The organism is Mycolicibacterium palauense (assembly GCF_002592005.1).
In the GTDB taxonomy this organism is placed as follows: domain Bacteria; phylum Actinomycetota; class Actinomycetes; order Mycobacteriales; family Mycobacteriaceae; genus Mycobacterium; species Mycobacterium palauense.
In genome coordinates this window covers 1-23,850 of sequence record NZ_NVQF01000023.1, presented here as the reverse complement: position 1 = coordinate 23,850, position 23,850 = coordinate 1, and the positions used below count along the sequence as shown (strand labels likewise).

The window sequence follows — 23,850 nt, the reverse complement described above, 5'->3', positions numbered from 1 at the left end:
CCGAACCGGGCGGTCAGAACTCCCAGTCCTCGTCCTCGGTGTTGACGGCCTTGCCGATGACGTAGGACGACCCCGAGCCGGAGAAGAAGTCGTGATTCTCGTCGGCGTTGGGGCTCAGCGCGGACAGGATCGCCGGGTTGACGTCGGTCTCGTCGCGCGGGAACAGGGCCTCGTAGCCGAGGTTCATCAGTGCCTTGTTGGCGTTGTAGCGCAGGAACTTCTTGACGTCCTCGGTCAGGCCGACCTCGTCGTAGAGGTCCTGGGTGTACTCGACCTCGTTGTCGTAGAGCTCGAAGAGCAGCTCGTAGGTGTAGTCCTTGAGCTCGGCGCGGGTGGCCTCGTCGACCAGGGCCAGGCCCTTCTGGAACTTGTAGCCGATGTAGTAGCCGTGCACCGCCTCGTCACGGATGATCAGCCGGATCATGTCGGCGGTGTTGGTCAGCTTGGCCCGGCTGCTCCAGTACATGGGCAGGTAGAAGCCCGAATAGAACAGGAAGCTCTCCAGCAGGGTGGAGGCCACCTTGCGCTTCAACGGATCGTTGCCGTGGTAGTACTCCAGCACGATCTCGGCCTTGCGCTGCAGGTTGGGGTTCTCCTCCGACCAGCGGAACGCCTCGTCGATCTCCACGGTGGAGCACAGGGTGGAGAAGATGGTGCTGTAGCTCTTGGCGTGCACCGATTCCATGAAGGCGATGTTGGTGTAGACCGCCTCCTCGTGCGGGGTCAGCGCGTCGGGGATCAGGCTGACCGCCCCGACCGTGCCCTGGATGGTGTCGAGCATGGTCAGGCCGGTGAACACCCGCATGGTCAGCTCTTTCTCATGCGCGGTCAGAGTGTTCCAGGACTGGATGTCGTTGGACACCGGCACCTTCTCGGGCAACCAGAAGTTCCCGGTCAGCCGGTGCCAGACCTCGGCGTCCTTCTCGTCCTGCACACGGTTCCAGTTGATCGCCGAAACGCGGTCGATCAGCTTCATTCCCTCGGACACCTGAAACCCCTTTTCTCTGCACTGAACAGGCACCACCGACGCGACACCAGATGCGTGACCGCAACACTACAACTGGTGTCTGACATCGCGGCGCAACACAACACGTTGTGTCGCCGACGAATTTCTAACCGGCTTTCCCGCCGGGCACCGCGGCACCGGAGAACTCGTACTCGGCGGGCTCCAGCGAATGCGTCGCGCGGCGGAACTCCCAGGTGAAGCCGGACCACAGCACCCGGTTGCGGCCGTGGTCGTCGAGGTACCAGCTGCGGCAGCCGCCGGTGTTCCACACGCTGTGCCCGAGCCGGTCCTGCACCGCGGCGTTGAAGGCGTCCTGCGCGGGGCGGGTGGGCGTGAGGGCCTCGGCGCCGGCGGCGTCGACGGCGTCGATCGCCTTCGAGACATAGCGGATCTGCGATTCGATGATGTAGACCATCGACGAGTGCCCCAGCCCGGTGTTGGGCCCGAGCAGCAGGAACAGGTTGGGCATGCCGGCGACGGTGGTGCCGCGCAGGGCGGCCATCCCCTCCCGGTTCCAGCGGTCGACGAGGTCCTCGCCCCCGGGGCCCTTGATGTCGAGATAGGTGTAGGCATCGGTCACGCGGAACCCGGTGGCGAAGACGATGACGTCCACGTCACGCTGCACCTCGTTGCCGCGGTCGTCGGTGGTGACGATCCCGTGCGGGGTGATCCGCGCGATGCGGTCGGTGACCACCGTCGTCGCCGGATTGGCCACGGCCCGGTAATAGTTGGGCGAGTAGAGGATCCGCTTACAGCCGGCGGAATAGTCCGGTGTCAGCCTGCGGCGCAGCTCCTTGTCGGCGATGTTGCGCCGGATGTTCCACCTGCCCAGGGATTCATAGACCTTGAGCATCGCGGGCCGGCGGGTCATGCCGAAGGCGGTGGCCTCCAGGAACCCGTAGATGCCGCCGCGCAGCAGCGGCCGCAATCCGGGAACATGGGCCAGCAGTGTCCGCAGCCGGGGCGGGATCTCCAGGTTGGGCCGCGGCATCACCCAGGCCGGCGTGCGCTGATAGAGCTGGACCTCGCCCACCCGGTTGACGATCTCGGGCAGGATCTGGATGGCGCTGGCGCCCGTGCCGACCAGCGCGACGCGCTTGCCGGTCAGGTCGACGTCGTGGCGCCACCGCGCGGAATGGAACGCCGGCCCCGCGAATTCGTCGATTCCCTCGACGTCGGGCAGCGCCGGGATGTGCAGCGGCCCCGCCCCCGAGATGAGGAACTGTGCGACGTACTCCTGGCCGGCGGCGGTGAACACGTGCCAGCGCTGCTCGGCCTCGTCCCAGTGCGCGCGGTCCACCGTCGCACCGAACCGGATGTAGCGGCGCAGGCCGTACTTGTCGGCCACACCCGACAGGTACTCCAGGATCTCGGGCTGGGGCGAGAACATCCGGGTCCAGTCCGCCTTGGGCTCGAACGAGAAGGAGTACAGGTGGGACGGGACGTCGCAGGCGCAGCCCGGGTAGCTGTTCTCCCGCCAGGTGCCCCCGATGTCGTCGGCCTTTTCCAGGATGAGGAAGTCCACCCCCTGCCGCTGCAGGGCGATCCCCATGCCGAGCCCCGAGAAGCCGGTTCCGATGATCACGGCGCGGGTGTGGACGGGCCCGGAGGATTCGGTGGCGCTCATACCACCCAGAATACCGGGGAACGCCGGTACCGGATATCTCCGCGGCCGCCGCTCAGCGCGGAACCGCCTTGTGGATGGGCAGATCGGGGTCGATCCGGATATCCAGCAACGCCGTCGTCCCGATGATGGCGCCCAGCATGATGGTCGTCAGGTGCGCGATGAACTTGTCCCGGGGCATGCGCCGCGCGCTCTCCGGGCTCGGCCCCAGCCACCAGTCGGTGGCCGAGGCCGCCGTCCCGAACATCGCGAACGCGGCCAGCTCCATCGCGTCGCGGTCCAGGTCCATCTCACGCAGTTCGTTGTTGAACATCTCGGCCATCGCCAAGGTGATCTCACGTCCCTCGTTGACGGCGCGCATGGTGGCTTCGGCCTGATCGGGAAAGCGGCCCTGCAGCACGAACCGGACCACGTTGGGATGCTCGTCGACGAGGTAGACGTACTGTTCGACGCTGCGCCGGATGACGTCGCTGGCCGAATCGGTCGCGAGATTGATCACCGGGTAGATCCCGGCCCACAGCATGTCGCGCAGCCGCTCGCCGATGGCCTGGAAGAGATCGGACTTGTCGGTGAAGTGCCGGTAGATCTTGGGCTTGGCGGTACCGGCCTCTTCGGCGATCTCGCGGACGCTGACCTCGGGACCGCGGGCGTCGATGGCCCGAAACGCCGCGTCGACGATCTCCGAGCGCACCTTCTTGCGGTGCTCCCGCCAGCGTTCGCTGCGCGCGTCGACCTTCACCTCACCGGACACCTCACCGGACTGGCTGGCCGGTTTCGGTTTCGCCCTGGGGACAACGCGCACGATCTGCACTGTACCTGCTTCGGCGCGCTGACCTGCCCATACCGGCGTGCGCAGCGGCAATGGCGGATCTGCGCCGACCCTGGCAATGTGGCGATGTTCGGCTAGCATCGTCGTCGATGACGCAGCGATATGACTTGGTGATAGCCGGCGGCGGGCCCTCGGGCTCGGCGGCCGCCTGGCAGGCCGCCCAGACCGGCGCACGGGTGATCGTGCTGGACAAGGCCGAATTCCCGCGCGACAAGCCGTGCGGTGACGGCCTGACCGCCCGGGCGGTGAGCTATCTGCAGAGGATGGGTCTGGCCGACGAGGTGGCCAAGTTCCACCGGGTGAACCGCGTCACGGTGTTCAGCCCCTCACGGTGGGAGCTGTCGTTCCCGAAGCGGCCGGGAATGCCCGACCACGGACACACCGTCAGCCGCACCGAGCTGGACACGCTGCTGCTCAAGCACGCCGAATCCGCCGGCGCCGAGGTCCGCCAGTCGGCCGAGGTCGCCCGCCCCGAGGTCGACGAGTCCGGCCGGGTGATCGGCGTGATCCTCAAGAACGGCGAGAAGATCTTCGGTGACGCGGTGATCGCCGCCGACGGCGCCTACTCCCCCATCAAGCGCGCGCTGAAGATCGACTCGGAGTACAACGGCTACTCCGCGATCGCGATCCGCTCGGAGATGCACGCCAACCGTCCCGACTCGGATTCCCTCGACATCTACCTGAAGTTGATGTTCCAGGGTGACCAGCTACCCGGGTACGGGTGGGTGTTCCCGATGGGCGGGGGCCGGTTCAACATCGGTCTGGGCTACGTGAACAGCTACAAGAACTGGCAGTCGATCAACGCCACACAGTTCCTCGGCGACTTCCTGCGCACACTGCCCGCCGAATGGGAGCTGCCCCCGATCGAGGAGCTCAAGAAGAACAAGAGCGTCCGCGCCTGGCGGTTGCCGATGGGCTTCACGGCCTGGCCGCCGTGGCGACCGGGTGTGCTGTTCACCGGCGACTCGCTGGGGGCCGGCAAGCCCGCCTCCGGCGCCGGGATCTCCAAGGCACTGGAGTCCGGGCTGGCCGCCGGGGAATGCGCGATCGCGGCGCTGACCAACGGCGGGCCCGACGACTTCACCAACTACGCCCAGCGGATGGAGGCGGCCTGGGGCCGCGAGTACCGGCGCGGTCGCTACCTGCACAAGCTGATCGGCCACCCGAAGGTCGCCGAGAACGGGCTCAAGCTGATCGACAACGCGGCCTTCCGCGACCGCATGCTCAAGGTGCTCTACAAGAAGGCCCAGGGACCCCAGCACTCCTACTAGGGGGCGCATGTGCGAGGCAGCGTCAACGGGTTGACCGTCGCCCGGGCGACGCTGTCGCTGCTGGCCGTCGCGATGCTCGGCTACCTCGGCGTGCTGGCGGCATGGCCCGGCGTGTCCGAGCAGGTGCCGCCGGGACTGCGCTGGTTCGGCGCGCCCAACTCCGCCGTGACGATCGCGATCGTCACGGCGGTCCTGGTCGCCCTGGCGATCGCGATGTCCACCACTGGCGTTCGCTCCGGCGGCGGCCGGCCGGGGGCACCGGTGGCCATCGTCGTCGGTCTGGCCATGATCAGCGCCGCGCTCGGCGGCGCCTCGTACTGGCGCTGCCACGACGGCTCCAACCCGACCTTCTTCACCCCACTGATCTGGACCGCCGGCCTCGTCAAGGGCGGCAGCCCCGACCACAGCCTGGACACCGGCGCCTGCCCGTCGCCGACGCCGGTGGCACTGGACATCGCCCAGCTCTCGGCACTGGCGGCGCTGTTCCTGTCGGTCGTCGGGGTCGCGGTCGCGCTGTTCCAGTCCCGCCTCGACCGGCTGCGGGCCTACCTCGCCCATACCGTCACCGTGGTGGTCGATCTCGACGCGGACGCGGCCTCGCTGATGCCCGCGATCGCCCGCACGCTCGAACGCGGTCGCCTCGTCGTCGTGACCTCCGACACCGACCAGCCCTGTGTCCGCGAGGCCCGCACGCAAGGCGCGCGGGTGCTGTTGGCCGACTTCAGCCGTCCCGAGAGCTACAGCTCACTTCCGTTGTGGCACAAACTCGACCGGCTGTACCTGCTGTCGGCCGACCCGTCGACCAACCTGGCGCGACTGGCGGTCATCACCACCGCGGTCACGGGTAACTCCGAGCGGCACCGCGTTCCCCTGATCGTCCGGATCGACGATCCGTGGCAGGCCAGCGCCTGGCGCGCTCAGCACTTCGGCGGCACCGCCACCCTGTGGGCCGCCGACACGGTCGGCAGGTACGAGGTGACCGCGCGCCGGTTGCTCGACGCGCTCACCGCCGCGCCGCCGGTGGACGAGATCTTCGTATGCGGTGCCTCACCACTGACGTTGGCGTTGTGTGCAGACCTCGCCCAGCGCCGGCTCGAGCGCGAATACCAACGCGGTCAGCAGGCCGACCCCACTGCCGACTCGGCCACCGTGACGCTCGTCGGCCCGCACGCCGACGAGTACGAAAAGGACCACCGGTATTCGCGAAGCCAGTTGGGCATGCCCGACGGCAGGCCGGAGATTCGCACGGTCACGGACACCCCGACCGTCGCACTGCTGGCGTCGCTGCTCGACACCGCGGCGCACGCGGCGGTCGTCCTCGTCGACGGTGGCGACGCCACCGACACCACGGCCGGAACCCGGCTGGCCGCGCGGTTCCCCGACACGCCCATCTACGCGTGGGATCCCGCCGCCGCCGAGGACATCGGGGTGCCGTTGGTCGGGCAGCTGCGCACCTTCCGGCTGAGCATGGCCACTCCCGAGGGTCAGGCCCATGACGCCTGGGAACGCGCCGCGCGACTGATTCACGAGCGCTACCGCCGGACCGCCGCGGCATCCGGCGCCGCCACCGTCGCGTGGGAGGAACTCGGCGCCTTCTACCGTAATTCGAATCGTCGCCAGGTCCGTAACGCCCTGTGGATGGTGGAGGCCATCGGCGGCCACACCTGGAACACCTGGGGTGGCCGGCCGGACACCCTCACCGCGGCCGATTTGGCCGGCCTGGATCCGATCGAGCAGATGCGGCGCATGGGTTTTGACCGCGAGACCGCGCTGGCCATGGCCCGCGCCGAGCATGCCGACTGGTGCCGCTTCTACCGGGCCGCCGGGTGGCGCCACGGCGTGACCCGCGACGACGCCCGCAAGGTGCACGACAAGCTCGTCGACTTCTCGGCCGTGGCCGCGAATCCGGAGCTGCTCGACACCGCACTGCGCAGCCTGGCCGCCACCCTGATCAGCCTGCGCGAGCTGGGCTACCGGTCCCGGCCGATCGACGAGGACGCGCGCTGGCGGACATTCCGCCGGGTCGGAACCGTGACCGCCGAGCGCCGCGACGCACCGTGGACCTGGACGACCCGGTCCGGTGAGGTGCTGCGCGCCGCGGTCGGTGACTGGGCGGTGCGCGACGGCCACGACGAGCACAGCTGGTCGGTGCGCGACGACATCTTCCGGGCCACCTACGAGCATGTCGACGGCGACCGCTGGCGGCGGCGGGGCACGGTACAGGCCCGGCCGGCGCGGGTGGGCGAGGTCATCGAGACCCTGGAGGGGCCGGTCACCGCCGCGGCCGGCGACATGGTCGTCCGCGGCGAGCACGACGACCAGTGGCCGGTACCGGCCGACGAGTTCGCCCGCCGCTACGCCTCGGTGTCGACGGGGACGGCGTCGAACACCGGCGGGAAGTGATCGCGCACCACCTGCGCCGCCGCCGCGACGGCACCGATCGAGGTCAGTTCGTCGACGTTGGCGGGATCGTCCATCGCATAGATCTCCGCACAGCGCGCGTCGGTGAGCTCGAGCCCCAACGTGCTCGCCAGCCAATCGGACTCCAGGTGGGTGTCGTAGCGCAGGTAGGTCAGCAGCGCCGGGCGGTCGCCGATCAGGTCACCGCTGAGGTCACCGATCTCGGCGTCGATCGTGGCCGCCGTGGGACTGTCCGACATCCATTGCAGCAGTGACTGTCCCAGCCAGTTCGCATCGGTCATGATGGACATGATCGACTCCGCGGCCAGGCGCAGCGCCGGCATCCGCACCGCCTGGGCGGCCGAGAGCGGATCGACTCGCATCCCGGTACCCACCGACACCAGCATCAACTTGTCCCACCCCATGGGCCAGCGCAGTCCAAAGCCGCGCACGGTGGCCGCCATCAGCAGCTGCAGGGCCGGGTTGTTGTGCGGGCTGACGGCACCGTCGACGAATGCCCCGCTGATATCGGGCGCCACTTCGATCACCTCGGGTTCGAAGTAGTGCGGTGCGGCGGCACTGGCCCGAACAATGTTGCGCAGCAGCAGTTCACGGTTGGGGGTACCGGTTCCGCCCGGACGCGTGTCGTAGTACCTACCGCGTGGGTTGTTGTGCAGCAGCCACGGGCTGGCGGTGTCGATGCGTTTGGTCATCACCATCAGGCCGGTGCGCAATCGGTCGCTACCCAGAGTCTCATCACCGAAGTGCTCACGAAGCGCCCGTTCCAACGGTTCCTTGGGGAACTTGGCACCGAACACTCCGAACCGGAACCACCCCTGTTCGAACACCTCGGCCGCCAGGTCGCGGTAGATCTCGGTCAGCTCTGCCACCGAGTACCCCAGCGCCAGCCCGGTCGCGATGATCGAGCCGGTGGAGGTACCCCCGATCAGATCGAAGTAGTCACACAGACGAAAGTCGGTATTCGCGCAATCCCGCTCGGCCAGAACCGCTTCCATTCGGGCCAGATAGCCCAGCGTGAGCGCGCCGCGGATCCCGCCGCCGTCGAGCGCCAGGATCCGCTTGGGTCCGGAGCCGAAGAGATGCTCGTCGCGGGTGCGATGTGCCGGCATGGCTCAGCTGCCGTCCTCGGGCGGGATCGGCAGATCGGGACAGGCTGCGATGTAGTCGATGTCCGGCGACACCTTCTCGTTCCACTCTCGGTGACTCATGTTGACCGTCAGCTTGGCGCACAGATCGGCCTCGGTCGCCCCGACCGGCCAGAACCTCAGGATCGAATCCAGCCCGCCGGAGACCACCCGCGCACCGTCCGGGGTGAACGCCACACCCCATACCTCGTCGTCGTGCCCCCGCAGGGGTTCGCCGAGTGGTTCACCGGCGGCGAGGTCCCACATCCGCACGCTGTGGTCGGCGCCGCCGGTCACCACGCGGGTCCCGTCCGGGCTGACGGCCAGCGCCGGAAGCGGACCGGAATCGGCACTGATGGGCTCTCGAAGCGCCGCCGCGGTCCCGGGATCCCACATGCGGATGGTGCCGTCGTTGCCGGCGGAGACGATCCAGTCTCCGTTGGGGCCGAACGTCGCCCCGGTCACCCCGTCACTGTGCCCGACCAGCGGCTCCCCGATGGGGTACTGGGTCTGGGCATCCCACTGGCGCACGGTCTGGTCACCGCTGGCGGTGACCAGACGAGTGCCGTCCGGGCTGAATTCGACATCCCAGACGTCGCGTTGGTGACCGGACATCGCCGCCCCGATCGGCAGACCGCTTCGCACGTCCCAGAGCCGCACGTCTGCGCCGTAGGCCGCCGCGAGACGGGTGCCGTCGGGAGCGAACGCCAACGCGTGCACCGCGGCGTCGACCTTCATCGGGACACCGACGGGTCGCCCGGTGCCGGCATCCCAGACCCGGATCGTTCCGCCGGGCCCGGCCGCGGCGACCGAATCGCCGTCGGGACTGAACACCACGGTCGACAACCCGGCCGGGTCGGCCGCCAGCGCCGGGCCCACCGGCGTCCCGTCCGCGGGATCCCAGAATCGCACGGTGCCGTTCCATCCGGCGGTGGCGACCCGCCGGCCGTCCGGGCTGACGGCAATCGCCGTGACACCGCCCTGGTTCGTGTCGAGCATGGTGCCGTGTCCGACATCCCACAGGCGTACCGTCCGGTCGCCCGACCCGGACACCAGCCTGCGGCCGTCCGGGCTGAAGGCGACGCTGAGCACGCGGTCGCCGTGGCCGCTGAGCCCGGGTCCCATCGCAGCCCCACTGCCCGGGTCGATGATCCTTATCACGCCGTCGCCGGACCCCACGGCCAGCCGCTCACCGGCGGCATCGAAGGCGACGGCGAAGACCGACTGCGGCAACTGCAGCGACACCGTGGTATGCCCGCTGGCGATATCCCATATCCGGACCCTGCGGTCACCATCGCCGGCGGCGATGCGTGCGCCGTCGGGACTGAACGCGACGGAATAGATCTCGCCTCCGTCACCGGCCAGGGGTTTCCCCCTCGGTGTCATGGTCGCCAGATCCCACATCCTGATCAGACCGTCGCCACCTGCCGAGGCGAGCGTACGACCATCCGGTGCGAATGCCACCGACAGGATCGCGTCCTGTGATCCGGCCAGTTCGCCGATCCTGGTCCGGCTCGCGACATTCCACAGCCGTACGACGCGGTCGGCCCCGGCGGAGGCCAGGATCCGGCCATCCGGACTGAACGCGGCGCTGAACACCGGCACCCGTGCGCCGCCGGCCGCCCCGAGCGGCTCACCGAGGGCCGCACCGGATCGCGCATCCCAGAGCCGCACCCCGTTGTCGCCCGCCGAGGCGATCAGCGCCCCGTCGGGACTGAACGCCACGGCGGTGGCCTCCCCGGAGTGCGCGGCGGCGTTGTCGGCGACCGATCGAGCCGATTCGGCGTCCCACAGGTGAACGCCGCCGGCCCCGTCGGCCGCGGCGATCCGCTGCCCGTCCGGACTGAAACGCACCCCGTAGACCACGCCCGGGGTGTCGATGATCTTCACCGTCTGCGCAACATCGACAAGTGCATCGTGCAGCGCCGTCTCATCCGGCGAGCTCGCCAGTTTGTTGGCGATCAGGATCTCCTGCAGACCGCGCTCGTCACCGCCGGGGCGGGCCCCCGAGAGCAGCCCCTGCGCGTCGGACTGCAGGCGCAGGCTGGTGGCGTCGAGGAACTGTCGGTGGGCGCGGTCGCTGGCGCTGTTGGCCCACAGGAAACCCGCCACCGCGATGACGGCGACCACCGCGGTGACGGCCAGCACCCCGCGCAGGACGTGAGAACGGCGACGAAGGTCGGCGGCGTGTTGCTCGGCGAGGTTCTGGCGTTCACGCGCGGCCCGCAGCTCGGCGTGGCGACGTTGCTCCTCGGCGTCCAGGCGGGCATCCTCGGCCTCGCGCGACGCCTGCAGGAAGTCGGCCGCGCTCGCCAGACGCTGCCGGAAGCCGGGGCTGGCGGCCAGCGCCTCGGCGTCGATCAGCCGGGTGCCACTGAGCAGCCAGGTCGGATCGTGGTCGCTGTTGGCCCAGGACGCAGCGGTGCGCTCGAGGTCGTCGGCGTTCTTGAGCTCCTGACGCTGTTCGCGCAGCCATTGCGCCAGCTCGTCCCATTGGCGCAGCAGGCTTTCCAGCGCCACCTCGACGACGGCCTGCCCGTCGCGGGTGTCCTTGACCATCAATCGCTTCGCCACCAGTGCGTCGATCAGCGGTCGGCTGGGCTCGGGCAGGTCCGACCAGCGTGCCACCCGCCGCATCGGCTGGTCGTTGTCCGGGTTGACGGTGGTCAGCCATGGAATGAACGCCGCGCGAAGCGATTCCAGCTCGGTGGCCCTACGTCCCGGGTCGCTGGAGAGCACCTCGTCGATCTCGGTCTGCACCACCCGGCGCATTCCGCCCATTGCCGAATAGTGCGCCTCGGTCAGTTCTCCGGTGCTGCCGTAGTCGGCGTAGAGCCGCGACATCGTCAGGGCCAGCATCGGCAGCGTGTCGGCACCCTCGCCGGTATCGGCAAGCAGTCGCTCCACCAGCTCCGGGGTCACCCTCAGCGGACGGCCACCCTCGGTCGCGCGCTGTGCCGGACCCACGACCGTCTCCTTGAACTGAGTGGCCGGCATCGGTTTGAGCTCGTCGAACAACACCGTCCCCACACCCGCCAGTGCGGGATGGGTTTGCATGACCTCATAGCGGTCGGTGCGAATCGTCGCGGCCACCACCAGGCCCGCCGCGGTGTCATTGAGTCGGTCGATCAACGAGGTGAGCAACGTCAGAAACTTCTCGGCCTGCTCGCCCGCGTCGGCGGAGAACAGTTCCTCGGCCTGGTCCAGGGGAAGGACCAGTGTCGGAGCGACCATGGACTCCTCGCCGGAATCCTGGCCGGACTCCCCGCCCTCGCCGCGGTCCACCAGTCGGTCGGCGGCGACCTGGCGGATCTCCTGTAGCCAGGACGCGACCCGCTGCTCGTCGGCGGACATGCAGGCGTCCTTGATGTCGCCCAGGCTGGGGGTGCCCAGCCCGAAGCGCTGCCGGGTGGCCGCGATCGCGGCGGCCAGTCCGGTCTGCCCGGTCAGGGCGTTGCGCTCGGGGCGAACGATGTCACACACCACGAATCGGCGATCCTCGCGACGCAACCGGGGCAGCAGCCCCGCGCGCAGAAACGACGACTTGCCCGCACCCGACGGGCCCAGCACCATGAACAGCGCGTCTACGCCGGCCGTGCGGATCCCACGCACGGCGTCCAGCGCCCGCACGATCTGGGCGTCCCGGCCGAAGAACACCGCAGCGTCGCACTCCTGCAGCGGTTCCCAGCCCCGATAGGGAGCGCGGCCGGGATCCTCCGGCGGGGGCCAGACGAACGACTCCGCGCCGATACCGGCCCCCCGGATCCCGTCGCGCAGCCGGTACAGACCCTCGGTCGACATCTGCACCGGGGCCCCGCCACCGACGTCGATGCTGGTCATCGATCCGTCGCCGAACAGGTCGCAGCGCTGCCACTCCGAGGTCAGCTCGTCGCCGGTGGAGGGTTCCAGCCGAGCCACGAATATCTGCTTGTTGAGGTTCTCCGCGGTCCGGTACTCGACCTTGCATTCGTGCGACGCCTCCCACTGCCTGGACAGCAGGCAGATGACCGCTTCGCACCGGGCGTTGGCCCGGCGCAGCGCATCCTTCCACCGCGTTCCCGCCTGCAGACCCGACCCGGGGTCGACATCGAGGAAGATCTCGTTGGCCAGCGGCGGATCCTGTTCGGCCAGCCAGCGCTTCAGGGCGATCGCCTCGCGCATGTTCCGGCTCGAGTGACTCAAGAAGATCCGCGACACGCCGCCACTCCCCCGACCCTGCGGCCCCGCCCCATAGCACCGCGAGGGCCTCTTTCAGCAAACAAGGATTGCGACCACCGTACGGCAGGACGGCGTGGGATGCGCTCGATTCACGACAGCAGCGACGACTCGCGTAGTCGACTACCTGCCTGGTGACACCGCGACGCCTCGTCATCCGCGAGGAGCCCGGCGTCGTTCCGGCCGGCCCCCGAAATCCGGCCTCGCCGGTCAGCGCCGGGCGACGACGCTCAGCAGGACGGCTGAATCCTCCACCGCGACAAGGTTGTGCCGCTCGGGCGGGATCACCAGGTAGTCCCCCTGCCCGATCTCGGCGGTGTCGGCGGCGGCGCCAAGACGCACGCGTCCCCGCAGCACCAACAAGGTGGCCTCGCCCGGGCTTTCGTGGTCGTCCAGACCGTGGCCAGCGGCCAGCGCCAGCACGGTTTGCCGCAGCACACACCCGGTTCCACCGTAGACGGTGTGTGCCGATCGACCGTTGGTCGCGCCGCGGGCGGCGTCGATCTGCGCATCAACAAGCGAGGTCAGGGACAGTTCATCCATATTCTCACTCTCTTTCACCTGCACTCCGCCGCCCGGCGGCTCCACCTAAACTCCGCCGCCCGGCGGAGCGGACGGGGACGCGGCGCTCACCGCGTCCGCGGACATGGCTGGGGACCTGACTGGGGACCTGACTGGGGACGAAGCGTCAGGCTCACCTCACACGAGCCTCCACCCGGATCCGGGGCGACCGTCGCCAGATACCGGCCCCCGACGGCATCGGCGTTGAGATCCAACACCTCCTGGATCAGCCCCTGCTGAATACCCCGCACGACCTCCGGCGCCGTTACGGCGATCTCGGCGAGCGGGCAACTGCAGATCTCGACCGTGATCTCCCCGAACGAGGACAACACCGAGCGGACCTCGAAGCCCAGTTCACTCAGCGTGGAGACCACTAGATCGCCGACCGAGTTCTCCGCACGGGGACGCGCGAGGTGCACCCGGTGGGCGAGGTCCGCGCCGATGCGCAGGGCCTTGTCCGCCCGCTCGGGGGCCGTCCCGCCGAGATGGGTGGCGAACAGTGCGACGATGTCGGCGTAGTCGAGCCGCGGCGCGATCTCGTAGGTGCGGCGAGGCCGCCCGGCCCCACCGCCGCGCACGTCCTGCGACCTGCGCACGCGCCCCTGCGTCGCCAGAGTGCCCAGGTGGAACCGCGCCGTGCTGACGTGAATCTGCAGCGTGTCGGCGATGTGCTGAACGTCGACTGGCCCGGCTGCGGTACGCACCAGGTCCAGAACGCGCTGCCGCTGCTGACCCGCCGCCCGGTCCGGCAACCCGTCCACGTCGGACCTCGCGGTGACCTCGCCATCGCGCCCGGGCACCCAGACCTCCATCGTCGGCTGTCGCCAGCATGCTGTTACCAGTGGCCATGTTCTCACGGCCGGTGCGGCCGGCCCGGCCATCAGGAGGACGCAGCGGTGGCGGGCCCGCCGGGGACGACACCGACGACGGCGACCGCCGTGAGCGCATGCCGGTAGCGGTGAAAGGTCCTGCGCATGCCGATCACCCGCCTACGTGCCGCGCCGCGAACGACGAGGTTGCCCAGAATCCGCAGTGCACCGAGCGGGCCCTCGTCGGCCAGCACCCGCGCGGGATTCAGCAGCGCCATCGGGGCGTGGTCGACGCTGACCACCTCGAAACCCGACTCGACCAGCAACCGTGTCCACTCGTCGGCGGTCAGCGGCCGGGCGTTGACCTTGATCGACCGCGCCAGCTCGCGCCGGATCTCGTCCTTGGTCTGTTGGGCAAGCGAATCGGGGGTGAGCCCGAGTTCGTGGATCGCGTAGCGGCCGCCCGGGCGCAGCACCCGGAATGCTTCGCCGATGATCGCCCGTTTGGCCTTGTCGCCCTGCATGGTCAGCATCGCCTCCCCGATCACCACGTCGGCGCTGGCGTCGGGGAGACCGGTGTCGGCGGCGTCGGCGACCCGCACGGTTCCACCCACCGGGGCGACGATCTCGCGTACGGCCGCGGTCGCCGGGGCGGTGTCGTCGACACCGACATAGGACCGTGGTCCACCCGCGACGATATCGCGCGCGGTGCGGCCCAGACCGGGTCCGAGCTCGACGACATCGGCGCCGGCGACCGCGGCGCCCGTCAGGAGCCGGGTGGTCAGTTCAAGCCCGCCGGGTCGCAGCACCCGCTTGCCCAGCCGTGCCAGCAGCCAATGGCCGGGGAGATCGGAATCCGATCGTTGTGCAAGTGGAAGCGCTTCTCTGCCAGTCATTTTCGATTTACCTTTCCGATGGTGGCTACGAGGAGGACCGCCGCGCACAGGGCGCAGACGTAGAGCAGGGCGCCGTTGCGGCCCCAGGGCGGGCCCAGCACGGCGTCCTGGCCGGTGGCGTAGACGGTGTTGAGCACCGGCATGAACCGCTGCAGCCCGATGCCACTGGGCAGATACCCGACGGCCGGCTCGGCGATGTAGGTCCACACCACGATGACCGCGGCCGCGACGAGGGGCGACTTCGCCAGTGCGCCGACACCGACACCGGCACCCGCGGCGAAGAACGCCAGCAGCGGAACGGTCCACAACAGTCGCAGCCCCACCGGGTCGGTGAGGGAGACGGCCCCGTAGACCAGCGGAGACACCACAGGAAGGCCCACGAGCACGGCGGCCAGCGCCGCGAGCGCGGCACCGGCCGACGCGCCGCCGTAGAACAACCAGCGCCCGGCCAGCACCGGCCAGACCCGCGGGATCGCCACCCGGACGTGTTCGCCCGCGTGGTAGCGGCTCTCGGCGGCCTGGCCGTCGGCCCCCGCAACCGCCCCCAGGACCACCGAGATGGTGATGACCCAGTACCCGGCATTGGCCGTCGACACCGCCAACACCGTCAGCTGGCCGGGGATGCGGGCGAACGACTCCGCGACGACGGCGATCCCGAACGAGATCGCGACCGGCACCAGGATCGCCGCGGGCACCAGGACCGTCCAGAGGCGCCCGCGCCCGCCCGCCCGAATCCACTCGGCGCGAACGCCGCGGGCGACCAGCGGCAGTGTCGCGGCCGTCACCGGCTCTCCATGAGGGCGGCCTCCAGCCATGAACGCGGATCCGCGCCCGCCGGTACGACCTCGTCGAGTGCACCCGACGTACACAACCGTCCCCCGCGAAGGATCACCACCCGGTCGGCGGTCAGTGCCACCTCGGCGAGCAGATGGGTGGCGACCACCACCGTCGTCCCGTCGTCGGCGAGGGTGCGCAGCAGCCGCCGGAACCAGACGATCCCCGAGACGTCGAGGCCGTTGAGCGGCTCGTCGAACAGCACCACGCGCGGCTGGCACAGCAGCGCTCCCGCGATGGCGACGCGCTGCCGCGCGCCCAGCGACAGCCGGCCGATGCGGTCTCCCACGTTCTCGTCCAGCCCGGTTTCGGCCGCCACTGCCGCGACGCGCCGGCGACCGACACCGGCCAGTGCGGCCAGCCAGCTGAGGTGCCGCCACACGGTGTGCCGGGGGTCCATCGCCTCGGGTCCCAGGTGGATCCCCACGGCGGGGCCGTGCTTCCCGGGAGCGGACGGACCACCGCCCGCGCAGACGGTGCCGCGGTCGGGTCGGTCAAGGCCGGCGACGATCCGCAGCAGCGTGCTCTTTCCGGCGCCGTTGCGGCCCAACAGCGCGGTGACCGCACCGGGCGGGAACCGCACGGAGACCTCCTCGAGCACCGTCCGCGCACCGAACGACTTTGTCAGCAAGTGGGTTTCGATCATCGGCCGGTCAGCTGAAGTTGCACGGAATCGGCAGTCCGACGGTCTCGATTCCGTTGCACAGCGAGGTGTTGGCGAGCTTCCACCGCCCGTCGATGCGCCGCCACTCGGCGGTGATCTGCACGGTTGGGGCGCCCTGGCGGCTCGCGTTGATGACGGCGGTATGGCGATCGGCCTCGTGCGTCTGCGGACCGGTCACCAGGCTCGATCCGCGCGGCGGCCGGAAGAACCCGATGCGGTAGATCATCTTGGGAACGACGACGGCACGCTCGCCGCCCTCCAGCTGGGCCGCTTTGACCGCGTCCGGCGCCGGGGTCGCCACCAGCAGCCGGATCTGCGCATCGAGCTCGGCCAACGTGGGCACCTGCGAGGTGATCGCGAACTCGCCCTCGGCACCCGGATCGGCCGTCGCCCACGGCACCGCCGCCGTGAGCAGAACTGCGATGGCCGCACACACGGCCACCGTCTGATGGGCGAATCTCAGCATCACCGGCTCCCTTTTAGAGGAAAGATTTCCGGTTAATCTAGGGGTCCTCAGCCTATGAGGCAAGCCTTACCTAGTAATAGATTCGTCGGCCCGGTGTCCGCATGGGTGTCGGCACCGCGTCGTACCCCCCGGGTAGCTTCGCCGCATGGAACAACGCGTCAGCCTGATCACTCTCGGTGTCGACGATCTCGCGCGGGCCCGCCGCTTCTACGAGGACGGTCTGGGCTGGGTCGCCAAGGACGCGCCGGAGGGAGTGGTGTTCTACCAGCTGCCCGGCATCGCGCTGGCCCTGTTCGGCCGTGCCGACCTTGCCGCCGACGCCCGCCACCCCGTCGACGGCCGGTTCAGCGGCATCACCATCGCGATCAACCAACGCACCGAGGCCGACGTCGACGCGGTCCTCGCGCAGGCCGCCGCCGCCGGCGCGACCATCCTGAAACCGGCACAGAAGGTGTACTGGGGCGGATATTCCGGCTACTTCGCCGATCCCGACGGGCATGTCTGGGAGGTGGCGCTCAACCCGGCGTGGACCATCAACGACGACGGCACCCTGTCGCTCTGAGGCCGATGACTGCTGAGCCCGATGACTGCGTCAGCGCCGGCCGCGTTTGAGCGGGCCGGGCTTGCGGGCGACCTTGCCCGCCGCGGCGCGGGCGGCCTGTTTGGCGAGGGTCTTCTCCCGCGCGGTGCGCTTGGGCGCCGGCTGGGCCGGCCCCCGTGACGAACCGGGTTTACGGCCCCGCACGATCCCGGTGAACTCCTCGACCAGTTCCGACGTCGTCCCATCCAAGAAGGCGAGCGCCACGGGGCAGGTGGGCGCGTCGGCGATCGGCCGGTAGGTCAGATCCTTGCGGTGATACAACCGGGCCAGCGACTGCGGAACGATGAGCACGCCCGTACCGGCGGCGACGAGTTCCACTGCGTCCTGGGTGGTTTCGGGCCGATGATCGATCGCGTTGCCGGGCGCGTCCGCCCAGGCGACCACATCGTCGAGCGGGAGCACCACCGGTTCACCGTTGAGGTCGGCGGAGGTGACCTCGTCGGCGGCACTGAGAAGGTGATCGGTCGGCACCACCACCACCGTCGTCTCCTCGTAGAGCGGGACGACGGCCAACGCCGACGTATCGGCCGGCGGTCGGAGCAGCGCCACGTCGACGGCCCCGGCCCGCACCGCGGCGGCCGCGTCTGCCGCGGCGACGGGGCGCAGCGTCAGCGGAACGTCACGGTGGCGCCGCGCCCAGATCCGCGCCCACTTCGCGGGTGTCCCACCGGGGACGTAGCCGAGGGTGAGCGAGGGCAGCGAGGACGAAGCCACCGCCTCAGGCTACCGGCGGCCCACATCGATAAGCTCAGGACATGAGCGACGCTTGCGGAACGAATCAACGGCGGGCATGCGGCGCCCGAGCCTGCGCGGGGGCGGCATGAGCAGGCCCAACGCGCAGTCCATGAAACCCGCCACGGCGGCGAAGAAGCTGGACGTCTATCTGCCCGCGACCCCCGCGGAGTTCCAGCAGAACCCGATCACCCGCGGCGAGCTCGCCGCCCTGCAGGAGGATCCGCCGCAGTGGCTCAAGGACCTCCGCAGGAACGGACCGCACCCGAAGAACCTGGTGGCGGCCAAGCTGGGCGTCTCAATTGCCGGCCTCGCGCGCGGCGGAGTCACCGAGGCGCTCACCACCGAGCAGATCGATGCCCTGCTCACCGACAAGCCCGAGTGGCTGATCGCCGAACGCGAGAGCTACCAGGCGGTGCTCTCCGAGCAGCGGCGCGTCAAGGCGCTGCGCGCGGAACGGTCCGACAAGAGCTGACCCCGAACGGCGACCGAACCCGGATGACCCGTTAGACGGCAATGACTTTGGGGCGACTCCGGATCGACTCCGGATCGACTCCGGATCGACGCGGGTACGCTCCCGACCATGGCCTCTCCAGCCGAATGGGTGCGCAGGAACAGGATCGCCGCGGCCACCGTTGCCTACGTCGGCTACGGCGCGGTGATGCTGCAGCTGGATCGCCGGATGCATGCCGCCGGCGGTCCGGGAATCATCCCGTTCGAGCTTGCGGGCACGGCCGCCAATGCCGAAGACATACTCAACCGGTGGGGCGCGGACGGCCAGCGCGCGGCGCGCCAGTCGATATGGCTCGACTTCGGGTACATGGCCACTTACGGAACCCTGCTGGGGCTGCTCGTCGACCGCCGCCGACGACGCCGGGGCCACCCGGCGTGGCTACCGGCCCTCGCCGCCGGCGCCGTCGCGGCCGACGCGGTTGAGGGGGTCGCACTGCTCCGCGTGCTCGACCGGCGCGATATCGCGGTGAACGCGCGCAGTGCCCAGATTGCGGCCTCGATCAAGTTCGCCGTCATCGCCGCGGCTCTCGGGTACTGCGGCTACCCCGGTGCCTGCCCCGGACCGACAAAACGGGCAGGCCAGAGGTAACCCCCTGGCCTGCCCACCGTCCGACGACCGCTACAGCATGCAGAACACGCAGCCCCATTAGCGAGCATCACCACAGATAGATGACCAATTTGCGTCGAGGTTCGTTGTGCCGTGCCCCCTTCGCTGAGTCGACACGCCGATCACTCTCAACGCGCCTCAGATGGCGAAGCTGCGCAAAGGCTGCAAAGTCATGTCAGCAGACCAGCGCCGGCGGCGCACCGTGGGACGCGAAGATTCGGTGCCGCTCGCCTGTTGTGCTCGCGTCGGGCACAGCGGGATCATTGCAGGTCTTCGTTGTGGTTGTCGCCGCGAAGACCTTGGTGCCTTGAGCCTGTAAGTCAGCATGGTGGCGGAGGGCCTCCACGGGAACCGTGGATTGGTGCCTTGAGCCCGTGCGTCAGACTCCCGACTCTTCCTGCCCTCCCCACGACGGACGCCTTCGCAGTGGGCTACGAGGAGAAGGGAGTGGGGCCGTGGACGTCATGCATCCGCGTTGCGCGGGCCTGGATATGTTGCGCGGGCCTGGATATCTCGAAGAAGGACGCCAAGGTCTGCGTCCGGATCAACGGCGCTGGTCGACGCAAGACCAGCGAAACGGTCACCACCTACGGAGCCACTACCCGAGAGATCATCGCGATGCGCGAACATCTTGTCGCACAGAAGGTGACGTGCGTGGTGATGGAAGCCACCGGCGACTACTGGAAGCCGTTCTACTACCTGCTGGAGGACTTGGCCGGGGTGGAGGTGATGTTGGTCAATGCGCGGCATGTCAAGAATCTGCCGGGCCGCAAGACCGACGTCGCCGATGCCACCTGGCTGGCCCAGCTCGGCGCGCATGGTCTGGTCCGCGGGTCGTTCGTCCCCCCTGAACCGATCCGGCAACTGCGCGACCTGACCCGAACCCGCACCGCCGTGACACGGGAACGTACCCGCGAGATCCAGCGGCTGGAGAAACTCCTCGAAGACGCCGGGATCAAACTGTCCTCCGTCGCCGCCGACCTCAATGGCAAGTCCTCACGGGCGATGCTGGAGGCGTTGCTCGCTGGAGAGACCGACACGGCGGTGATGGCTGATCTGGCCCGCAAACAGCTGCGCAAAAAGATCCCGCAGCTGACCGAGGCCCTCTGCGGCCGGTTCAACGCCCATCACGCGTTCCTGACCCGCATGCACCTGGACCTCATCGATCAACACACCGCGGCCATCGAGGCCCTCACCGAGCGGATCGAGGTGGTGATCGAACCCTTTCGCGGCTTCCGGGATCTAATCTGCACCATCCTTGGCATTGGCGGGTACACCGCCGATGTCGTGGTCGCCGAGACCGGTGCGCGCCAACGTCGCCGTGCAGCGCGCCCTACTGGTTACGATCTGGAACATCGCGACGACCGCCACCGCTTACCGCGATCCCGGCGGGGACTACTTCACCCGGCTCAACCCGCAGAAAGCACGCAGCAACGTCGTCCGCCAACTCGAAGCCATGGGCTACCACCTCACCCTCCAGGAAACGTCCTGACCACTCACCACCAAACACACCTCACGTCAATCTTCTCGTCAGGGGGTCGGACATCTCCACGCCGGCTTCCTCGTCGTCATGCACCGCCTCGGCGGCGGCGATCTCCCGCAACAGACGTTCCTTGTCCATCATCAGTCCTTTTCGTTGACGTTGACCGGTTCCCTCCCAGTCAGCGCGCCATCACCATGATGCGCAGTCGCGCACGACGCGCTGGAAGATGCTCTCGATCGAGTCAAGTTCGGTTGAGTAAAGGGCCCACACGAAGTCCAGACGCACCTTGCCGTAGTAGTGTGAAATGACGTTCCGAGTGCCCACCAACGAACCAAGTAAGTCATCATGTTCCGGGTACTGTCGGGGTTGCGTCCATCAAGATGGTGTACGAGTCGGGCCTGATCAGGATGTCCGGCGTGTCGTATGCGCATAGTTGAAGGTCATCGCGTGATTCTTCGAGAGACCGACCAAAGTCACTCGAGCAAAGGAATCAACGCGATGACCACTGTCCACAATATCGACCTGCCCGCGGTGCTCGCCGAACGACTCACCACCGCCCACCCCGACGTGCTGCGCGAGCTACTCGCCACGTTCATCCACACCCTGATGGGTGCTGAGGCCGACGCGTTGTGCGGTGCGGGCTATGGCGAGCGCAGCGCCGAGCGCACCAACTCGCGCAACGGGTATCGGCATCGCCAATTCGACACCCGCGCCGGATCGTTGGACCTGGCGATCCCCAAGCTGCGGTCCGGCTCGTATTTCCCGGACTGGCTGCTGGAGCGCCGGAAACGCGCCGAGCGGGCCCTGACCACCGTGGTGGCCACCTGCTATCTGCTCGGGGTGTCCACGCGGCGGATGGACAAGCTCGTCGAGACGCTGGGGATCACCAGCCTGTCGAAGTCGCAGGTCAGCGTGATGGCCAAAGAGCTCGACGCCGCCGTGGAGGCGTTTCGCACCCGGCCGCTGGACGCCGGCCCGTACACGTTCATGGCCGCCGACGCCCTGGTCCTCAAGGTCCGTGAGGGTGGCCGCGTGGTCAACGTGCACGCCCTGATCGCTGTCGGGGTCAACGCCGACGGCTACCGCGAGATCCTCGGCGTCGAGGTCACCACCGCCGAAGACGGGGCCGGCTGGTTGACGTTCCTGCGGTCGCTGACCGCCCGTGGGCTCTCGGGGGTCAAGCTGGTCACCAGCGACGCCCACGCCGGGCTGGTCGCCGCGATCGGGGCCACCTTGCCCGGAGCCACCTGGCAGCGTTGCAGAACCCACTACACGACCAACCTGATGGCGATCACCCCGAAGGCGTCCTGGCCCTGGGTCAAGACGCTGCTGCATTCGGTGTTCGACCAACCGGATGCGCAATCCGTTGCTGCACAATACGATCGGGTCATCGACGCACTCGCCGACAAGCTGCCCAAGACCACCGAACACCTAGAGGCGGCCCGGCCGGATCTGCTGGCATTTACCGCGTTCCCCAAGCAGCTCTGGCGCCAGATCTGGTCCAACAATCCCCAGGAGCGGCTCAACAAGGAGATCCGCCGGCGCACCGACGTCGTCGGGATCTTCCCCGACCGTGACGCGCTGATCCGACTCGTCGGCGCCGTGCTGGCCGAACAACACGACGAATGGGCCGAATCCCGGCGCTACCTCGGCCTAGATGTCCTGAGCAAATCACGCACCCTCAACGACACCCCGACAGAACAGGAGGACACCCCCGAGGCACTGACCGCCTGAACCCATCACGACGAAGAATCACACGACGACGTCGTACACCACATCCCTGGACTTGACCACTGTCGGGCGAGCCATCGGGTTGCCCGTTTGGCCTCGGTGTCTTCTGCCGTCTGGAAGAGTTTGTATCGATCCCGACCACAGCCTCACCGAGCGCCTGCATTCGTGTACAGGCTGCGTGCCAGCGGTCGGCGTCTGAGGCCAACTCCTCGGCAGAAGACGGGCGGTTCGCCAGGATGCGCGCAATCGTGTCCAGCGCGTGCTGGGCGATGAGCTTGGCGTCTTTGCTGCTCACAGGATGCGCACCAGGTCGGCCTCGACGTAGGGCCTCATTCGGTCGACGATCTCGTCGGCCAGATCCACAGTGACTGGACACGCGTCTTGCAGCGCGTTGACCAGTCGCCCGTACCCGCGCAGGTGTAGCTGCTCCCCAGCCGGCCGATAGAGCAAGTCGACGTCACTCTCGGCGCGGTGATCTCCCCTGGAGCGGCTACCGAACAACCACGCCCTCCCTATCCGGTTGCTCCGCAGTATCTCCCGGAGCAGATCGAGGTCGAGTGGCAGGTTCTTCTGCAGTTCAGCATCCGAGAAATGCCGCGTGACGGTCATGCCATCGACACAGTCCGAACCGAGCACTTCTCCGGCCGGTGGAGCCTGGGAAGCGTGCGAGCCGATAGCGTCCACGACCCCCTCCTGCGAGGCTCGAATAGCATTGGCCGAGCTGGGATCACGAATGCTGATCCCCTTTCGCCCGTCGCGGATGAACGAAGCTCGGAGCTTCTCCACCTCGCGGCGCGGGATCCGATGCCGGTTTCCGAATTTCCTACTGGCGATATCGCCGGTGGCAATGCGGCGCTGAATGCTCGCCCGGGACACTCCGATCTCCGAGGCCATCTGCGCCGGAGTGAGGGTCTCGTCGTCGGCGGTGACCGTGACAGTCTTGCCGGCGCGAGCGGCTTATTCGATGAACTTGAGGACGCGCTGCGCCCACCCTGGAATGGGGAGCTCGTGCGGCAGAGGCGCGTTCCCAACGTCGAAGGGGTGAATTGTTGTCACCTCGCCAGCCATGTCACCTCCACAGGCCACCATGGCCTGATTCAATGTAGCGCTTAACTGCTCAATATGACCGACGCATGGCGATCCGTCGCGGGTTGTTCGCATGCACCGCGGGCGTCGTTGAATCAGCCCAGAGGTCTAGAAAACGTCCTGGTGAGCGCGTTTTCTCGGCTGTCACCTCGCGGCTGGCTTCTCTGGGATCGCCTCCGGATCGCCAGGTGGCAAGCGTGCGCCCATGATGGCGGCGCGGATCTCGGATACGGTGTGGCGCTGCCAGATTGCCTGCACCGGCACGAGCAGGGTCGGGGTCAGGTCGATGACGTTGACCCGGCCGGCCATCACCGGCCCGGCCTCTGCGGTGACCAGTGCGATGGCCCCGGTGGTCAGGGGTGCGGCGACGGTGGCCG

The 23,850-nt window shown here is 68.6% G+C and carries 20 protein-coding genes and 3 pseudogenes; 7 read left to right on the top strand and 16 right to left on the bottom strand.

All coding sequences use genetic code 11. From position 1 onward, the window contains the following. Nucleotides 1-13: 13 nt before the first annotated feature. The 3 genes from nrdF to CSR00_RS11575 form a co-directional block, all read right to left on the bottom strand. A complete protein-coding gene (gene nrdF / locus CSR00_RS11585; RefSeq protein ID WP_407662429.1) occupies nucleotides 14-976 on the bottom strand; it encodes a class 1b ribonucleoside-diphosphate reductase subunit beta in 963 nt (320 codons plus the stop codon). A 136-nt stretch (nucleotides 977-1,112) separates the two neighbouring features. After that, complete coding sequence (locus tag CSR00_RS11580; protein ID WP_099022551.1) at nucleotides 1,113-2,633, bottom strand: flavin-containing monooxygenase; 1,521 nt, start codon at nucleotides 2,631-2,633, stop codon at nucleotides 1,113-1,115. A 52-nt stretch (nucleotides 2,634-2,685) separates the two neighbouring features. Next, the gene (locus tag CSR00_RS11575; RefSeq protein ID WP_407662428.1) at nucleotides 2,686-3,381 is read right to left on the bottom strand and encodes a TetR/AcrR family transcriptional regulator; all 696 of its coding nucleotides are present in this window, start codon (nucleotides 3,379-3,381) and stop codon (nucleotides 2,686-2,688) included. Nucleotides 3,382-3,548: 167 nt separating this feature from the next. On the opposite strand from CSR00_RS11575, the gene CSR00_RS11570 reads away from it, so the two are divergent. Both CSR00_RS11570 and CSR00_RS11565 read left to right on the top strand, forming a co-directional pair. After that, on the top strand, nucleotides 3,549-4,730 hold the full coding sequence (locus CSR00_RS11570) for an NAD(P)/FAD-dependent oxidoreductase (RefSeq protein WP_099022549.1): 1,182 nt from the start codon (nucleotides 3,549-3,551) through the stop codon (nucleotides 4,728-4,730). Nucleotides 4,731-4,760: 30 nt separating this feature from the next. Then, entirely contained in the window at nucleotides 4,761-7,133 is a 2,373-nt protein-coding gene (locus CSR00_RS11565; RefSeq protein ID WP_245905955.1) for a hypothetical protein, read from the top strand. Here the strand turns inward: CSR00_RS11565 and CSR00_RS11560 are convergent. From CSR00_RS11560 to CSR00_RS11525, 8 genes are all read right to left on the bottom strand, one after another. After that, the gene (locus CSR00_RS11560; RefSeq protein ID WP_099022547.1) at nucleotides 7,085-8,260 is read right to left on the bottom strand and encodes a patatin-like phospholipase family protein; all 1,176 of its coding nucleotides are present in this window, start codon (nucleotides 8,258-8,260) and stop codon (nucleotides 7,085-7,087) included. The two genes, CSR00_RS11565 and CSR00_RS11560, sit on opposite strands and share 49 nt — an antisense overlap. A gap of 3 nt (nucleotides 8,261-8,263) precedes the next feature. Then, entirely contained in the window at nucleotides 8,264-12,457 is a 4,194-nt protein-coding gene (locus CSR00_RS11555) for an nSTAND1 domain-containing NTPase (RefSeq protein ID WP_245905954.1), read from the bottom strand. A 243-nt stretch (nucleotides 12,458-12,700) separates the two neighbouring features. Then, complete coding sequence (locus tag CSR00_RS11550; RefSeq protein ID WP_099022545.1) at nucleotides 12,701-13,033, bottom strand: cupin domain-containing protein; 333 nt, start codon at nucleotides 13,031-13,033, stop codon at nucleotides 12,701-12,703. Between the two features lie 86 nt (nucleotides 13,034-13,119). Beyond that, nucleotides 13,120-13,851: a helix-turn-helix domain-containing protein gene (locus tag CSR00_RS11545; protein WP_245905953.1), complete on the bottom strand. Its 732-nt coding sequence runs from the start codon at nucleotides 13,849-13,851 to the stop codon at nucleotides 13,120-13,122. A gap of 80 nt (nucleotides 13,852-13,931) precedes the next feature. Next, a complete protein-coding gene (locus CSR00_RS11540) occupies nucleotides 13,932-14,756 on the bottom strand; it encodes a class I SAM-dependent methyltransferase (protein WP_099022544.1) in 825 nt (274 codons plus the stop codon). Further along, nucleotides 14,753-15,541, bottom strand: a complete 789-nt coding sequence (locus CSR00_RS11535) for an ABC transporter permease (protein WP_245905952.1) — start codon at nucleotides 15,539-15,541, stop codon at nucleotides 14,753-14,755. The genes CSR00_RS11540 and CSR00_RS11535 overlap by 4 nt, the downstream gene beginning before the upstream one ends. Next, a complete protein-coding gene (locus CSR00_RS11530) occupies nucleotides 15,538-16,236 on the bottom strand; it encodes an ABC transporter ATP-binding protein (RefSeq protein ID WP_099022542.1) in 699 nt (232 codons plus the stop codon). The genes CSR00_RS11535 and CSR00_RS11530 overlap by 4 nt, the downstream gene beginning before the upstream one ends. A gap of 7 nt (nucleotides 16,237-16,243) precedes the next feature. Further along, nucleotides 16,244-16,720 carry an MTB12 C-terminal domain-containing protein gene (locus tag CSR00_RS11525; protein WP_099022593.1) on the bottom strand — a complete coding sequence of 159 codons (477 nt, stop codon included), beginning with the start codon at nucleotides 16,718-16,720 and terminating at the stop codon, nucleotides 16,244-16,246. A gap of 145 nt (nucleotides 16,721-16,865) precedes the next feature. Here CSR00_RS11525 and CSR00_RS11520 point away from each other — a divergent pair, with 145 nt between their 5' ends. Then, a complete protein-coding gene (locus CSR00_RS11520) occupies nucleotides 16,866-17,282 on the top strand; it encodes a VOC family protein (protein ID WP_099022541.1) in 417 nt (138 codons plus the stop codon). A gap of 30 nt (nucleotides 17,283-17,312) precedes the next feature. Here CSR00_RS11520 and CSR00_RS11515 read toward each other — a convergent pair whose 3' ends face one another. Next, entirely contained in the window at nucleotides 17,313-18,035 is a 723-nt protein-coding gene (locus tag CSR00_RS11515; protein WP_099022540.1) for a LysR substrate-binding domain-containing protein, read from the bottom strand. A gap of 106 nt (nucleotides 18,036-18,141) precedes the next feature. Between CSR00_RS11515 and CSR00_RS11510 the strand changes: the two genes are divergently transcribed. The 3 genes and pseudogenes from CSR00_RS11510 (at nucleotide 18,142) to CSR00_RS11500 (ending at nucleotide 20,665) form a co-directional block, all read left to right on the top strand. Then, nucleotides 18,142-18,528, top strand: a complete 387-nt coding sequence (locus tag CSR00_RS11510) for a DUF5997 family protein (protein WP_099022539.1) — start codon at nucleotides 18,142-18,144, stop codon at nucleotides 18,526-18,528. A gap of 108 nt (nucleotides 18,529-18,636) precedes the next feature. Beyond that, nucleotides 18,637-19,155, top strand: coding sequence for a hypothetical protein (locus CSR00_RS11505; protein ID WP_141564340.1), 519 nt, complete (start codon nucleotides 18,637-18,639; stop codon nucleotides 19,153-19,155). A 507-nt stretch (nucleotides 19,156-19,662) separates the two neighbouring features. Then, nucleotides 19,663-20,665: pseudogene (locus CSR00_RS11500) on the top strand (IS110 family RNA-guided transposase). Nucleotides 20,666-20,845: 180 nt separating this feature from the next. On the opposite strand, the gene CSR00_RS31795 reads toward CSR00_RS11500, so the two are convergent. Further along, on the bottom strand, nucleotides 20,846-20,941 hold the full coding sequence (locus CSR00_RS31795) for a hypothetical protein (RefSeq protein ID WP_407662427.1): 96 nt from the start codon (nucleotides 20,939-20,941) through the stop codon (nucleotides 20,846-20,848). A gap of 213 nt (nucleotides 20,942-21,154) precedes the next feature. Between CSR00_RS31795 and CSR00_RS11495 the strand changes: the two genes are divergently transcribed. Continuing rightward, the gene (locus tag CSR00_RS11495) at nucleotides 21,155-22,390 is read left to right on the top strand and encodes an IS256 family transposase (RefSeq protein WP_099022537.1); all 1,236 of its coding nucleotides are present in this window, start codon (nucleotides 21,155-21,157) and stop codon (nucleotides 22,388-22,390) included. A gap of 288 nt (nucleotides 22,391-22,678) precedes the next feature. On the opposite strand, the gene CSR00_RS31790 is transcribed toward CSR00_RS11495, so the two are convergent. From CSR00_RS31790 to CSR00_RS11485, 3 genes and pseudogenes are all read right to left on the bottom strand, one after another. Next, the gene (locus CSR00_RS31790; RefSeq protein WP_407662426.1) at nucleotides 22,679-23,173 is read right to left on the bottom strand and encodes a nucleotidyltransferase family protein; all 495 of its coding nucleotides are present in this window, start codon (nucleotides 23,171-23,173) and stop codon (nucleotides 22,679-22,681) included. Continuing rightward, a pseudogene (locus CSR00_RS31550) lies at nucleotides 23,174-23,284 on the bottom strand (hypothetical protein); the annotation flags it as partial. Between the two features lie 333 nt (nucleotides 23,285-23,617). Then, a pseudogene (locus CSR00_RS11485) lies at nucleotides 23,618-23,850 on the bottom strand (hypothetical protein); the annotation flags it as partial.